The 14,549-nt window shown below is 42.9% G+C and carries 14 protein-coding genes; 7 read left to right on the top strand and 7 right to left on the bottom strand.

Features of this window, described 5'->3' with window-relative positions; all coding sequences use genetic code 11:
• Positions 1 to 2: 2 nt before the first annotated feature.
• From DD616_RS02375 to DD616_RS02365, 3 genes are read left to right on the top strand one after another with little or no spacing between them, the layout of a single operon-like run.
• Positions 3 to 1,991: a lipase family protein gene (locus DD616_RS02375; RefSeq protein WP_208871382.1), complete on the top strand. Its 1,989-nt coding sequence runs from the start codon at positions 3 to 5 to the stop codon at positions 1,989 to 1,991.
• Complete coding sequence (locus tag DD616_RS02370; protein ID WP_170900839.1) at positions 1,988 to 2,698, top strand: hypothetical protein; 711 nt, start codon at positions 1,988 to 1,990, stop codon at positions 2,696 to 2,698. Before DD616_RS02375 ends, DD616_RS02370 begins: the two co-directional genes overlap by 4 nt.
• Positions 2,698 to 3,426: a hypothetical protein gene (locus tag DD616_RS02365; RefSeq protein WP_208871381.1), complete on the top strand. Its 729-nt coding sequence runs from the start codon at positions 2,698 to 2,700 to the stop codon at positions 3,424 to 3,426. The genes DD616_RS02370 and DD616_RS02365 overlap by 1 nt, the downstream gene beginning before the upstream one ends.
• Positions 3,427 to 3,609: 183 nt before the next feature.
• On the opposite strand, the gene DD616_RS02360 is transcribed toward DD616_RS02365, so the two are convergent.
• Entirely contained in the window at positions 3,610 to 4,743 is a 1,134-nt protein-coding gene (locus DD616_RS02360; protein WP_208871380.1) for a hypothetical protein, read from the bottom strand.
• A gap of 786 nt (positions 4,744 to 5,529) precedes the next feature.
• Here DD616_RS02360 and DD616_RS02355 point away from each other — a divergent pair.
• The 4 genes from DD616_RS02355 (at position 5,530) to secF (ending at position 9,689) form a co-directional block, all read left to right on the top strand.
• Positions 5,530 to 6,252 carry an SH3 domain-containing protein gene (locus tag DD616_RS02355; protein ID WP_208871379.1) on the top strand — a complete coding sequence of 241 codons (723 nt, stop codon included), beginning with the start codon at positions 5,530 to 5,532 and terminating at the stop codon, positions 6,250 to 6,252.
• Between the two features lie 92 nt (positions 6,253 to 6,344).
• Positions 6,345 to 6,848 (top strand): hypothetical protein, encoded by a 504-nt coding sequence (locus DD616_RS02350; RefSeq protein ID WP_208871378.1) that lies wholly within the window; start codon positions 6,345 to 6,347, stop codon positions 6,846 to 6,848.
• A 97-nt stretch (positions 6,849 to 6,945) separates the two neighbouring features.
• The gene (gene secD, locus DD616_RS02345) at positions 6,946 to 8,784 is read left to right on the top strand and encodes a protein translocase subunit SecD (RefSeq protein WP_170900831.1); all 1,839 of its coding nucleotides are present in this window, start codon (positions 6,946 to 6,948) and stop codon (positions 8,782 to 8,784) included.
• 2 nt (positions 8,785 to 8,786) lie between these two features.
• Complete coding sequence (gene secF, locus DD616_RS02340; protein WP_017042927.1) at positions 8,787 to 9,689, top strand: protein translocase subunit SecF; 903 nt, start codon at positions 8,787 to 8,789, stop codon at positions 9,687 to 9,689.
• Positions 9,690 to 9,790: 101 nt separating this feature from the next.
• On the opposite strand, the gene DD616_RS02335 is transcribed toward secF, so the two are convergent.
• The 6 genes from DD616_RS02335 to napF form a co-directional block, all read right to left on the bottom strand.
• Positions 9,791 to 9,925 carry a TIGR02808 family protein gene (locus tag DD616_RS02335; protein ID WP_013868527.1) on the bottom strand — a complete coding sequence of 45 codons (135 nt, stop codon included), beginning with the start codon at positions 9,923 to 9,925 and terminating at the stop codon, positions 9,791 to 9,793.
• A gap of 12 nt (positions 9,926 to 9,937) precedes the next feature.
• Positions 9,938 to 10,516, bottom strand: a complete 579-nt coding sequence (locus tag DD616_RS02330) for a NapC/NirT family cytochrome c (RefSeq protein WP_013868528.1) — start codon at positions 10,514 to 10,516, stop codon at positions 9,938 to 9,940.
• A gap of 32 nt (positions 10,517 to 10,548) precedes the next feature.
• Positions 10,549 to 11,004 carry a nitrate reductase cytochrome c-type subunit gene (locus DD616_RS02325; protein WP_208871377.1) on the bottom strand — a complete coding sequence of 152 codons (456 nt, stop codon included), beginning with the start codon at positions 11,002 to 11,004 and terminating at the stop codon, positions 10,549 to 10,551.
• 73 nt (positions 11,005 to 11,077) lie between these two features.
• Positions 11,078 to 13,567 carry a periplasmic nitrate reductase subunit alpha gene (gene napA, locus DD616_RS02320; protein ID WP_094166349.1) on the bottom strand — a complete coding sequence of 830 codons (2,490 nt, stop codon included), beginning with the start codon at positions 13,565 to 13,567 and terminating at the stop codon, positions 11,078 to 11,080.
• Positions 13,564 to 13,869, bottom strand: coding sequence for a chaperone NapD (locus DD616_RS02315; RefSeq protein WP_013868531.1), 306 nt, complete (start codon positions 13,867 to 13,869; stop codon positions 13,564 to 13,566). Before DD616_RS02315 ends, napA begins: the two co-directional genes overlap by 4 nt.
• Positions 13,870 to 13,871: 2 nt before the next feature.
• Positions 13,872 to 14,366, bottom strand: a complete 495-nt coding sequence (gene napF, locus DD616_RS02310) for a ferredoxin-type protein NapF (RefSeq protein ID WP_017045373.1) — start codon at positions 14,364 to 14,366, stop codon at positions 13,872 to 13,874.
• Between the last annotated feature and the right edge of the window lie 183 nt (positions 14,367 to 14,549).

The following is a 14,549-nucleotide window of genomic DNA, read 5'->3' as shown; positions in this document are numbered from 1 at the left end:
TCATGGATTCATTTAACCATTGCGTGCAGTGCAACCCCGAGAAAAACTGGTTGGAACTGGAGTTCATGAGTGAAAACGATGAACCGATTGATGGCCTTGCCGTCACCATTACGAACAAAATTACCTCCAACACACACACGCAAACCACCAGCGCCGGTAAAGTATTATTTGCAAATATTGCCGCAGGTGAATGGCGCGCTTCCGTCAGCCAAGCCTCTTTGTTAAGCGAAGTCGAAAAGTACGCCAGCCGTAAAGAAGGGCAAGAGTCGCCAGTGAAAACCCGCGCATCGGCAGAGTTTGATGCTGCTGAGCAAAACCCGAAACGGTATCACAGCACCACCATAGGTGATTTTTGGGATGAAGCCCCGCAAGATGAGTTTTTGCAAGAGCATCATAAAGGGATGGATACCAATGCCTCTGCGGAAAAAGCAGGGTTCAGCCTTAGCCACAACCAAAGTTACGTTTTCGAAATCAAAGCACTGCGCAGTTATATGCCAGTGATTATTGATACCGATGAATTTAGTTTGGTGAATAGTTATACCTTTGCGTTGTTATCGAAATTGGCTTATGCGACAGATAAGGCCAATTTAGACGATAAAGTTACGTCGGCTAATGAAGGATCAATTAAAACGGTCATTTGGGCATTGAAACAGAAAATTAAGCCAACACATGCTGCTGACATGTCCGTTAACTGGTTAGTTGAAGAGGTTCCCTATAGCCAAGCCCTCGATTTTACCTACTACGCACAAAAGGAGGTTGGGGCTGAGGGATATATTTTATTTAACCACAAAACTGCCATTGTTGGAGTCAGAGGGACAGAGCCTTATATTTCTAATGGTGAACCTTCAAATTCTGGTACATGGGAAATTGTGAAAAATATTGATGGCTTTGGGGCGGTTGTCAATGCTATTCCTGCTGTGCAGAAGATTACAGACTCCTCTTTAATCAAAGATATGGTTGGAACTAATATCGATGCCGCACAAGTTTCTATAAACGAGTTTGGGGGAGCCTATGTTCACCAAGGATTTTATCGATATGCGATGACATTATGGGAGGGAGACCCAATAGCATCATTAAAAGAAGACATATATAAATATCATCATAATAAAAAATTTTATATATGTGGTCATAGCTTAGGTGGTGCGGGTGCGCTGATGATTGCAGCAATTCTAAAAGAGAAGCTTTCTCCATCAATATTGCGATTATTTACTTATGGAGCACCTAGAAGTGGTACTAGAAGTTTTTCTGAACGTTATAAAAGTATTACGCACTATCGACATGTGAATAATCATGATTTGGTTCCCCAAGTTCCTTGGAAGTGGGTCAATACTGCGGATACAGAAGACAACCTTTATGTTGCTATATTAAAAATGTTTCATGTACGAGGCGCAAAAACGGTTGAAAAAATCTTTGAGACGACAGATAGCGATGATGATAATTACCACCACCACGGCGAACTTACGCAGCTATTAACTTATGAAAAACCTTCTGAACAATTACTACTAAGCCCACGTCAAACACATATGCCCATATTAGATGCTATTAGTGCGGCAGATAATGATTCCTTTCCACTACTAGACAAAATTAATAATAATGTGTCTCTGTCAGAGCAGGTGAATGAGCATGGTATGGTTGAGTACATTCCAAATTTAGCTAAACTTTTACATTTATTACTTCATGTGCCATTAAAAGAACATTACTTACAAGCGATCAGCTTTCTGGATGAACAGCAAAAAACTTTATCAAATGAACTGATGGATGTAAAAAACAAGCAAGCAGAAATGTCCGGAACATGGCAGTATTCTGATATAAATAAAGCTAAGAATCTTTATTTAAAAAGGAAGAAAACTCTAACGGAAAATATGCTTGCAACATATCGTCAGATTAAATTTGAACTATTGACAATAATGAACGATCCTCAATTAATGCCTACCGAGAAGTTACTGGTAGCAAATAAATCTTTACCTGATTTTATCAAGGAACAAATATGAAAAATAGAAAGTTAATATTAATAATGATTGTGATGATGGTAATTGTTTTATCCTTTATCCTTTATCCTTCATTTAAAACTTTCTTCGTGAATAATGATAAAATCTGGGGAAATGAACCAGATGAACCCTATATTACGATCACAGGTAAAAAACCAACCGATGCTCACATAGTTGCATGGGCTGCATTTTGGGTAACGGGTGATGAATGTAAAACCTATTCCTATGATATGTTTGGCCGTAAAGCTCATCAGGGAGGGAAAATTGACAAAAAATATACCTATAATTTTTCAGACGATCCAAACCGTTATGAATTACGTTTACCTTTTAAATCTGTAGTAGATAATAATGATTGCAATATTGAATTGAGAGATTTTCAGGTAAATGTCTTAAATAACTTTGATGGAATCGCAGGATTTAGAGCTTATCCTCAGGGCGAGCTGCCTTATGAAAAGGCTATTTCTACATCGATGATAATAGAAGCACGAGATTGTAATGCTGAATTCCACCGAGGGAAAAACGATATGTGGGATGGATGGTTTAACTGTGAGTATTTTGTTGGTAATAAATCCAGACTAAAAGATGTTAGACCTTATGAGTTCTATTACGATTTTTCTCAGTTTTCTGATGATACGATAATAAAATTTAATGTTTTAGCCGGCGAGAATTACCGCTCTGAACCGTTAGATAAAGAGCAAGGGCCGAAATAGTGAAATTTATCGCTAATACCAATAGGAAAAAGCGAATATCAATTGTTGTATTATTTATCGCATTGTTTTTTCTTGGGTCTGATTATTACCAGATTTCTCAGCCGAATATTTGGGGCGATGAACCTGATGAGTCATATATTACTATATCAGGTAAAAAGCCTATCGATACTAAAATAGATGCTTGGGTTGGATGGGGAGCAAGTGGAAGCAACTGTAAGGCGCGTACGTTCAGTTTTTCTAATGTGAAATGGTCAAAAGGGGCAAATGTAGATTTACATATCACCTATGATTTTTCTGCGGATCCCAACCGATATGAATTGAGAATGCCCTACCAGAAATATTATGACGCATTAAACTGTGATGTTACTCTTGGGGATATTATAGTTCAGGCATATAACGCTTTCGATACTGTTGGTTTCGCTCAATTAAGAATTTATAGTCCAAATTCAGCTGACGACAAATTTTTACCATTTAGTTCTTTGATTGAAGCAAAGGATTGCAATGGCGATATATTTAAAAGTATAAGAAAAGAGTGGGCAGGGGCCATTGGTTGTCATTTTTATGTCGATGGAAAGAAAAAGACTAAAGATGAAGAATTCAACGCCTACACTGTCTACTACGATTTCTCGAAATTCAATAATGGCACTGTGATTCATTACGATATTTTAGCCGGTGAAAATTACCGCTCTGAGCCGTTAGTGCAAGAACAAGCCGCTGTAGCGCAATAATTAGGCATAATGAATGTAGACTGTGAACTTGCTGATAAATTAAAATTCTTTAATAATTTGATTAACTAATTTAAGCGCTGATAAAAGCAGGCCATATTCATGTGGCCTGCTTTTATCATTATTGTTTAATTTACCCAAGTAAGATTAGGATCGTAAATTAACATTTTATACTCAGTTAGAGTTTTAATCGATAGTCATAGGGCTTAATCCTGCGATTTCTAGTAATCCTAGAGTAGTATAGGACTTAAATTTTTCTGTTAATTGGGTATTCAAAAAAACAATTATATCATTTTTCATACTTTCTTTACTTTTTATGTTTGCCATAAAGTCACGACGAAGTCGATCCATATTTATTTTTCCATTTTGTTTCTCGAAGCGTAGTTCGCCTTCATCACCTTGTATAAATGGCATTGATTCAAAAACATTTAAAGCAGCTTGTTTATAGTGGTCACCAATGTAATCAAGTTTTTTATTTGGCTTGGTTTCTAAAATATCATTTAATGTATTATTCGCTAAACGATTGGCTTTTGAGCGCATAGCATCTTTATTACTCAACGTTACTTGGTTCTTATGATCGGTTACGCGGAACGTACGAGTTGACGGTGCGGAGTTGAACCGGCTAAACGCTCTTTTAACGACAGATGGGATATTTTTTGTCGACGTAGTTTGATCTGAGCGTGTGTGTGGCTCGTTAATTAAATCTGGTACACAGCTGAATATTGACCAATAATCTTGAATTTCTTTGCTCATTTGTGGCAAAGCATGTGCAAGTTTTTCTTTAGTTTCATAATGACCTAGTTTTTCCGTCACAATTTTTTCCCAATCGACACTCATTCCGTCATAGATAATTATTGCCATTTGTTCTGCGATTTTTTTGCATTGTTCCTTATTTATGAAGCTATTCAGAAGATCGTCTTGGTAGACCATATCTTGCGTTTCTTGCGTTGTATTATAAATAGGCTGTCTATCTACAGTGCGAAGTTGTATTCCATTTTTAATGCTTTTAAACAACGCGTCTCTATCCATCGGTGTTGCCATTTTAGGTTTGGTATCCATAATCGTCGGTGGAGCAGGTGGAGCAGGTGGAGCATATTTTGGTTCTTCATGCACATCGGTATTCTTGGGTTTGAATTTAGCCTTAGAAGTTACTCTTTCTCCAAATACAGCGATTAATTTATGTATTTTTTTCGTTGGCTCATCAGGCAATGTTGGATGTTGTTTAACTTTAGATATTTTTACACAGGATTGTTTTTCCTGTTCACTATGATGCGGTACGTTGTCGTTAGCTATATGTGTGGCTTGTTGTATATTACCCATGAATATATCCTATTAGATGATGTTGGTGTGTCGATTTTTTACTTTAAATAATAATCAACCATCAGTCGATGAACTGCACGTGAATTTAATTGAATTATTGTTAGTTCTGTTAGTAGTTTTGGTGGGTAAGTAATTGATACTTTAAATGAATTGAAGTCGAGTGGAAATTTTCAATTTTATTCACCATCTGTATAGGATGATTGTGATTTAATTTCCCAAGTTTGTTATCAGCGTCGAACTTTACTTAACTTGATCGCCGATTGAGAAAATTGTCTTTTTCTATCTATTCAGGCATGGTTGGGAACATTAATATACTTTTAATCTTAATGGTAACAATGAAAGTTGTTTCCTAATAACCTTGAGTTAGAAGATCATCGGTATGAAGTGAAATTGGTTTTGTAATTGAAAGTAGCGTTCTTTAAAAAATTAAATAGAATTTATCGCAGTGAGATGAAATAATTTTATTAAATGTATTTCAACTTATTACCAGTATAGGGTAAGTCGGAAAATGTAAACCTAGTTAACTTTGAATAGGATACTTAACAAGATGTCCGGACTTATAGATGTAGAACTGTGAAATGAATATAGGATTTGATCGAGTGGCTAGGTTGCTGTTGAAGATAAATTTGAGTCCTTTATTCCATTTATAGGCTGATTTTGCAGAAGATTGACGCATAGCATCAAGTTCAGGATTAGGCTGTCGTTAGTATCGCTATGGGTTCGAATAGTGAGTAAAAATGACATGCGGAGATTTCAACTATAATTAACGAACAATTAAAGCGTGCCGTGCCGAACAAGGTTGCGCACAACAAGAAAGGAATGAGCAGCAAGATGAAAAAAATGCTGATGTTTCTATTATTACTGCTTGGGCTGGCGGGCTCGGGGGCTGGCTATTACTTTCTTTATTATCTTCCCGAGCAAGAAGCACTGCAGGCCGATTCGTCGAGTTCGAACGATGAAGAACAAGTGCCAACCACTGAGGCGGCTCCTAAAACGGCCTTGCCACCAAAACCGCTTGTTAATGATTTATATGTCGATTTAGCAAGACTCGGAGTAAGAGAAAAGCCCGATGCACAAGCGTTTGTTGAGCGGGTTCTATACCGTGGTGATAAGGTTAAAATCTTGGAGCGCAAAGCAGGTTTTGGCCGCATTACCGATTATTTTGTCTATGAGGAAAACGGGCCGGAAGTCGCGGAGTGGATACCTTTGGATGGTTTAGTGGAGCAAGCCCCGCTGATCACGGCAGAGGAGCGCCGTAAAACGGTCACGCAGTACATTGCGAATTCGGATGATTTTAAACTCTATGAAACGGCTTTTGTGCAGAAAACCGATGAGTTGCTGAAAAATGAAACCTGCGTACCAGAAGATTTTGAAGAGCTTGGTGGCTGGGTAAAGTCGCTCAAATATCAAGAACGTGAGGTTTATTTTGTGTATTGTGGTGGCCGCAAGTTAGCCAACAAAATTTACTTTGATATACAAAGCAAAGAAATATTTTACGCTTCTCATTAGCTAAAGTGATAAGAGCATTTAGATCTTTTTACTTGAGGCTTATGGTTGTCAGGAATATGATGCCTGCTTGAGTTGAGAGGAATGATTTTTTCATGCATTGGCACTTTATTAAATATGTCTGGTTTACGCTTCTTGCGGTGGTTCTGCCTTCGCAAGCGTTCGGCTATTTAATTGAGAGTGAAACGCACAGCCACGCTGAATGTAAAGTTATCCTACAACATGGTGAAAAAACCTCGCTCACGGCGATTGTTCATCAGCAAACATTGCCTCAAGCTATTGCTATTCAACAACCTATCTCTGATCAACAAGATAAACAAACGGCTCCACCCGTATCAAAATCGCTTCACTCAGACACTTCTGCTGCAATCGTCACTGCGTCTCGTTGGGGGGTAACTTCCCGAGTCGTTGAATACGATGGCCCCACTTTTGTCGATAACACACCCAATTACGACGTCACCGTCGCTCCCTTTAGGCTTTATCTTTTTCCTGTCGCTGAGTTGGCGGCATGGCAAGCTCGCCCCTATAGTTCTAACCACAGAATTTCTGGTTGGAAAGAAACGAATGCCATGTATGTGGCGTTAAATAGCCAGTACTGATCCCTCTTACTTTATATCAAGTGACAAAGTCACTCGCTTGTTCATTTAACTTGTTTATTTAAAGTAATAACAACTCAGCTTTGCTGAGAGGATTGGTATGAAAAAAACACAAAATAAAAAGGCGTCAGCACGTCTTATTAATCACTATTCTGCGTGGAAGTATATCGTATTGGCCGCCACTTTGGTTGTGCTTGCCTTGAGCGCTATACCCACCTGGTACGGCGAACAGCCGTCGATTCAACTGCAAGTCTCCGCTAAAAATGAGACGCTTAATTCAGTCGTGGAATTAACTCATCTACTCGAAAAAAACGATATTGCGGTACAAAACATACAGCAGCAAGGTGGGAAAACGACCTTAGTCTTTGCTGATGAAGTCCAGCAAACACACGCCAGAGAATTACTCGATGGCATGATTGAAAAAGAAGACAGTATTACGTTCTCTTACGTTTCGGTTGCACCAACATGGTTGACAAATTTAGGTTTTAACCCGATTAAACTAGGGTTGGATCTGCGTGGTGGTGTGCAATTTTTGCTGAACGTTGACGTGGATAAAGCGTTCCAAGAGCAGCGTGACAGCATGATCGATACCGTGAAAGATAAGCTTCGTGACGAGCGTCTTCGCAGCGTGAAAGTTAGCTCTGAAGGCATTGATGGCTTCAAAGTAATAAGCAATTCAGCGGAAGATCTCAATAAAATCAATGCATTTCTTAAAGAGACTTACTCAGGGTGGGATATTCAACGCTCTTCTGATCAACTGCTGATCAAGCCTTCAAAACAGAATCGAGTCGATTTCCAATCAACGACGCTGCAACAGAACCTCAAGATTATGCGTGATCGCATTGAAGAGCTAGGCATCACTGAAGCTATGGTTCAGCGCCAAGGTGAACACAGCATTCGTATCGAATTACCGGGCGTGCAAGACCCATCACAAGCGAAAAACGTGATTGGTGCGACGGCGAGCCTTGCTTTTTATGAGGCGAAATCACCCAGCGAAGCGTTTACGTCGCAAGACATTGTGCTAAAAGATGAAAATGGCCGCAATGTTGTACTTACTAAACGCCCTGTATTAACCGGCGATCACATTGTTAATGCGCGCGCAGGTATTGACCAAGTGGGAATGTCTGAGGTCAACATCTCGCTTGACCACGCGGGTGGCAAAATCATGAGTGATTTTTCATCCAAGCATATCGGTAAGCCGATGGCGACCGTGTACCGTGAATACACCACCAATGCTCGTGGCGAAACAGAGCGTAGCGAAAAAGTGATCAGTGTTGCGACCATTCAATCGCAGCTGGGTAGCCAATTTAGAATCACTGGTGCAGGTTCGATGGAAGAAGCACAGCAGCTGGCTTTATTGCTGCGTGCAGGTTCATTAACCGCGCCTGTGACTATCGTAGAGGAGCGTACCATCGGCGCTTCATTGGGCGCAGAAAATATTCAAAATGGTTTTGCCGCATTAGCCTTAGGTATGGCATTAACGCTGACTTTTATGGCGCTTTGGTATCGCCGTTTAGGTTGGGTGGCGAACGCGGCGTTGCTGTTTAACATGGTGTGTCTCATTGGTCTGATTGCCTTATTGCCGGGTGCTGTGCTGACCTTGCCGGGGATTGCAGGTCTAGTTTTGACGGTTGGCATGGCTGTCGATACCAACGTGCTAATTTTTGAACGTATCAAAGACAAAATTGCAGAAGGACGTAATTTCGCCCAAGCGATTGATTCTGGGTTTAGCAGCGCCTTTAGCACCATTCTTGACGCCAACGTCACCACTATGATCACTGCCGTGATTCTGTATTCGATCGGTAATGGTCCAATCCAAGGCTTTGCCCTGACCTTAGGGCTCGGCATTATGACCAGTATGTTCAGCGGTGTGTTTGCTTCGCGTGCGGTTATCAATCTCATTTGGGGACGAGATGCTCGTCGTGATGTAAGGGTATAAACATGATTGATTATTTGAAAAGCCATATTCGTCCAATTCGTTACATCACGAGCGTACTTTCTGTGACATTGATGCTGATCTCATTAGTGGCGTTTGGTGTGAAAGGCCTCAACATGGGTTTGGATTTTACTGGTGGGATGGTCACCGAAGTCACGGTCGATAAAACCCTCACCAACAAAGAGTTACTGCAAGCGTTGAAACCTACATTAGGAGATTCAACGATGCTCACCAAAGCAGGTGAAGAAGGACGTTGGGTTATCCGCTACGCTCTTCCTGAAAGCGATCAAGAGACGCCTAACATTCCAACTTTGCTCAGCGACGTCTCTGAGCATGTGACGGTGGTGAGCAACAGTATGGTCGGCTCGCAAGTGGGGCAAGATCTGGTGGAGCAAGGTAGTTTAGCGTTGATGATCTGCTTACTGTGTATCTTAGGTTACTTGTGTTTCCGCTTTGAATGGCGTTTAGCGAGCGGCTCGTTGTTGGCCTTGCTGCATGACGTTATTTTAGTGCTCGGTTTCTTTGCCCTGACACAGATGGAGTTCAACCTAACCGTGTTTGCGGCGGTACTGGCGGTATTAGGTTATTCATTGAACGACTCTATTATCATTGCCGACCGCATTCGTGAACTGCTCGTGGCCAAGCAAAGTACGCCAACCAAAGAGATTACCGACCAAGCCGTGATTGCGACGTTCTCACGCACTATGGTGACTTCGGGTACGACATTACTCACCGTTTCCGCATTGTGGTTAATGGGCGGGGAGCCGCTTGAAGGGTTTGCTATTGCAATGTTCATCGGTATTATTTCTGGAACTTGGTCTTCAATCTCAATCGGGACTGTGTTACCAGAGTGGTTGAAACTTGAACCTAAACATTACTTGCCCGTAGTGGTGGATTCCGCGCCTTAGTATTTCTGCGCATGTCATTTAAAGTGAAGTAAAAAAATCCGCCTTATGTACAGGCGGATTTTCATTGGTAGTGGACTATAAATTACGGTAGGAAGTGTAATTTATAGTTCTTTATCTTTACTCAATGACAGCAACCAAAGTGAAACGGCGGCAACCACCGCAAAGCCGCCGAAGATAATAACAGGCATCGCGCTGTAACCAAGAATATGCCAAATCACCGATTCTAATGTACTCATGGGTTAATTCTCCTATTGCCAGCCTTCAACGCCTTGCATGTCTGGCAGTTTATGTGCAATACCTTTATGGCAATCGACACAGGTTTTTTCACCACTAGCAAGGGCGGTTGAATGCTGTTTGGCACTGCGTGGACCTTGCTCTGAAAAATCCATGTATTCGAACTCATGGCAGTTGCGGCACTCTAATGAGTCATTATTTTTCAATCGTGACCACTCACGCTCCGCGAGATGTGCTCGACGTGCTTGAAACTTTTCGGGTGTGCTAATGGTGCCTAATACCACATGAGCAAACAACTCTTTGGAGGCTTGCACTTTGCGGATAATCTTGTCTGTCCACTCATGGGGAACATGGCAGTCAGAGCAGATAGCACGTACGCCGGAACGGTTAGAATAGTGAATCGTCTCTTGGATCTCAGCCACAATCGGTGCATGACAGCCTGAGCAGAATTCTTCTGAGTTTGTTGCTTCCATACCGGTGTTAAATGCGCCCCAAAATAGCAGACCACCTGCAAACCCCATGAACAATACGATGCCAACGGCCGCTTTACTTGGGCTTGTGAGCCTTTTCCAAAACGCTTTTAATAATTTCATAAATAGCCTCTTAAGTTATTATCTGGCTACGATTAGCGAAGTGAATCAACGGATTTGAACTCATTTTCCACCAAAGGCTTCGCAATGGCTTGCGGTACATGGCACTGTAAACAGAAATAACGGCGCGGTGAGACGTCAGCTAGCACCGCATCTTCACGGTTAACATAGTGGGTCACACTGATTTTGGTTGCGCCCATCTCTTTGGCATTTTTCCAACTGTGACAAGCAAGGCACTTATTGGCGTTTAGCGACACTTCGTAGCCACGAATGTTATGCGGGATCAAAGGTGGCTGATAGACGTATTCGCTTTCAAGCGCCTGATCTCTTGGGTACTTCTTAAAGTCGTCTGTAGGACGAGTCTCTTCAAGTTGCGTTGCGCCACGCAGCGATTCCAGCCCACCGTTTCCGCCGGGGTTATTCAGTTCCGCCTGTACCGTTTGGCCAAATAAAGCCCCAAAAGATAAAAGGGCGATCAGTAGTTTTTTCATCTTAAATTCTCCGCCTAATGGCTCATTCTGAGATCGGCTCCCCACAGGGCAGCCGATGCATTCATTAACTGGCTTACGCTACTTTAGTGATTTTTACCGGACATTTTTTGAAGTCTGTCTGCTTCGACAGTGGGTCCGTGGCATCTAAAATCAGCTTGTTAATCAAAATGCGAGCATCAAAGAATGGGATAAAGACCAAACCATGCGGTGGACGATTTCGGCCGCGCGTTTCCACACGAACACGAACTTCGCCGCGTTTGTTGGAAATCAATACTTCATCACCACGTCGTAACCCACGCGCTTTGGCGTCATCTGGGTGGATGTAACAGAGCGCATCGGGTACGGCTTTATAAAGTTCAGGCACGCGCCGCGTCATAGTGCCGGTGTGCCAGTGTTCTAACACGCGGCCTGTACACAGCCACATATCAAATTCGGCATCAGGTGATTCCGGCGGAGCTTCATAAGGAGCGGAGATGATCCACGCTTTACCATCCGGTTTGCCGTAGAAATCCCAATCAGATCCTTTTTTCGCATAAGGGTCAGAGCCTTCTTTAAAGCGCCATAACGTTTCTTTGCCATCCACAACTGGCCAGCGTAAACCGCGAACGTTATGGTAGGTATCATAAGGAGCTAAGTCGTGGCCGTGACCGCGTCCGAAGCTGGCGTACTCTTCAAATAACCCTTTTTGTACATAGAAACCGAAGTGATGTGCGTCATCGTTCAGTTCACGCGCTTCTTCAAGCGGGAATTGGTCAACCTGTCCGTTTCTGAACAGCACATCAAACAGGGTTTTACCGCGATATTGTGGCGCTTTGGCGAGCAATTCTTCTGGCCACACTTCTTCCATTTTGAAGCGTTTAGAGAACTCCATCACTTGCCATGAGTCTGATTTTGCTTCGCCCACAGTACCAACTTGTTGATACCAAGCTTGAGTGCGGCGTTCAGCATTGCCGTAAGCGCCTTCTTTTTCCACCCACATTGCGGTAGGGAGCACTAAGTCGGCCGCTTGCGCTGTGGCTGTTGGATACGGGTCAGACACGACGATAAAGTTTTCTGGGTTGCGATAACCCGGTAAACGTTCTTCGTTAATATTCGGGCCTGCTTGCATGTTGTTATTACACTGCACCCAGTAAGCGTTGAGTTTGCCATCTTTGAGCATTCGGTCTTGAAGTACCGCGTGAAAGCCCGGTTTTTCAGGAATGGTGCCTTGCGGAAGCTTCCATGTTTTTTCAGCAATCGCGCGATGTTTGGGGTTTGCCACCACCATGTCAGCAGGCAAGCGATGAGAAAAGGTTCCGACTTCACGTGCCGTGCCACAAGCGGATGGCTGGCCTGTTAATGAAAATGGACTGTTGCCAGGTGTAGCAATTTTGCCTGTCAGTAAGTGCAGGTTGTAGACCAAGCTTTGCATCCAAACACCGCGAGTATGTTGGTTCATGCCCATAGTCCATAGTGACATCACTTTGGTGTTAGGGTCAGCGTACTGTTTTGCAAGCGCGATCAGTTTATCTTCGGCAACGCCTGACATTTGCGCGGCTTTTTCAACCGTATAAGGTGCAACCGAGGCTTTATAAGCTTCAAAGTCAATCGCAGTCACATCACCGGAGTTGGCATTTTTCGCTTTAACTTGCAGTGGGTGCTCGTCACGCAGGCCATAACCAATATCCGTAGTCGCTTGTTTGAAGTGGGTATGTTTATTGACGAAATCCCAGTTCACCGCATTGTTTTGAATGATGTAGTTGGCGATGAAGTTGGCGATGGCAAGGTCACTTTGTGGGTGGAAAATGTAACCGTGGTCGGCCAGCTCAAACGAACGATGATAATAAGTCGAAAGGACATTTACTTTAACGTGTGGGTGACTTAAACGACGATCGGTAATACGAGTCCAAAGAACCGGGTGCATTTCGGCCATGTTTGAACCCCAAAGCACAAAGGCATCAGCGTGTTCAAAATCATCATAGCAGCCCATCGGTTCATCAATACCAAAGGTGCGCATAAATCCAACAACGGCTGAAGCCATGCAGTGGCGAGCGTTCGGATCAATATTATTAGAGCGAAAACCCGCTTTCATCAGTTTAACGGCGGCATAACCTTCCATCACGGTCCATTGGCCTGAACCGAACATGCCAACACTGGTTGGCCCTTTCGCTTTTAGAGCTTGTTTCCACTTTTCAGCCATCACATCGAAAGCCTGATCCCACGACACTGGCGTGAATTCTCCATCTTTATGATATTGGCCATCTTTCATGCGCAGCAGTGGCTGTGTTAAGCGATCTTTGCCATACATGATTTTTGAAAGGAAGTAGCCTTTAATACAGTTCAACCCTTTGTTAACGGGCGCTTCAGGGTCACCTTGTGTGGCAACCACTTTGCCGTTTTGAGTGCCGATTAATACTGAACAGCCCGTACCGCAGAAACGACAAGGCGCTTTATCCCAAGTGATTTTTGTTTGGTCTGAGCTGGCAATCAAGTTTGTAGCGCTGGCGGGTAGAGTAATACCAGCGATAGCGGCTGCGGATGCGGCTGCGTTTGCTTTCACAAACGCGCGTCTTGTCATTTTCATACGTCATCCTCAATGTGGGAATGTTGTGTTCCAGTGTTGGTATCCGTGTCATCCAGCCCACTTTCTATTTGGTGATAAACCAAAGCGGTGCTGAGAACATGTGGTAAGTTGTTAATCGCATCGATGGTGTCAGTAACGAAGCCTTGATTTTCCGTTTCCAAAACGACGATCATTTTCCCTTCGTTGCTTTGGCCATACACTTCGGCGTTCTCAAACGATTCGATTGTCGCTTTGAGCGCTGCTAAATGTTCAGGTACGACGTGAACGATCAAACTTGAAATATGTACTTCATTGAGTGACATGTTTATCTCTCATTATTATTAATATTGCTCACACGGATGGCTGAGGTTGGACAGATGGAAACGCACGCGCCACATCCGTTACAGGCATCAATATCGACATTCGGTTGCGCCACTTTTCCGATCACTAAATTGAACGTTATAGCGCTGACTTCACATGACTCAGCGCAGCTACGGCACTCCACATTGCGTTTAGCCAAGCAGCTTTCTTCGAGCTTTGCTTTAGCCAGCCACGGTTGTGTTGAGCGCGGTGCGAAAATTGGCTCTGGGCAGCTTTGCGCGCACTGATAACAAAAGGTGCACTCATCAATATGAAAATCTATGGTTGGGAAGCCGCCATCACCTAAGGTGATGATCTTTGTTTCGCACGCGTCTAGGCAGCGGCCGCAGCGAGTGCACTCATCTGAAAAGGAGAGGGGGTGAGCAATCCAAGGCAAGCGGACAATGGTGTCATCGACCTGATTACGAGAAAAAAAACGCCTTTTCGAGAGATCAACCAAAGTGCATTCCTGTATTTGTTAACAAATCTTCATTTATCCATACACAAATTGTAGTTTTTGTCCTATTTCTATAAATACCCCCAAGGAGGTAATTGGCTAGTCATGTTGTTTTAGATCAATAAATTCAAGCGCGAGTGATCACATATTGAATGGCTTTAACGACAGCGGTGCCCAATCAGATAC

Source organism: Vibrio anguillarum, from assembly GCF_003390515.1.
GTDB classification, from domain to species: Bacteria; Pseudomonadota; Gammaproteobacteria; order Enterobacterales; family Vibrionaceae; genus Vibrio; species Vibrio anguillarum.
Note: the sequence above shows the minus strand (reverse complement) of the source record. Positions and strands in the feature narration are given on the sequence as shown.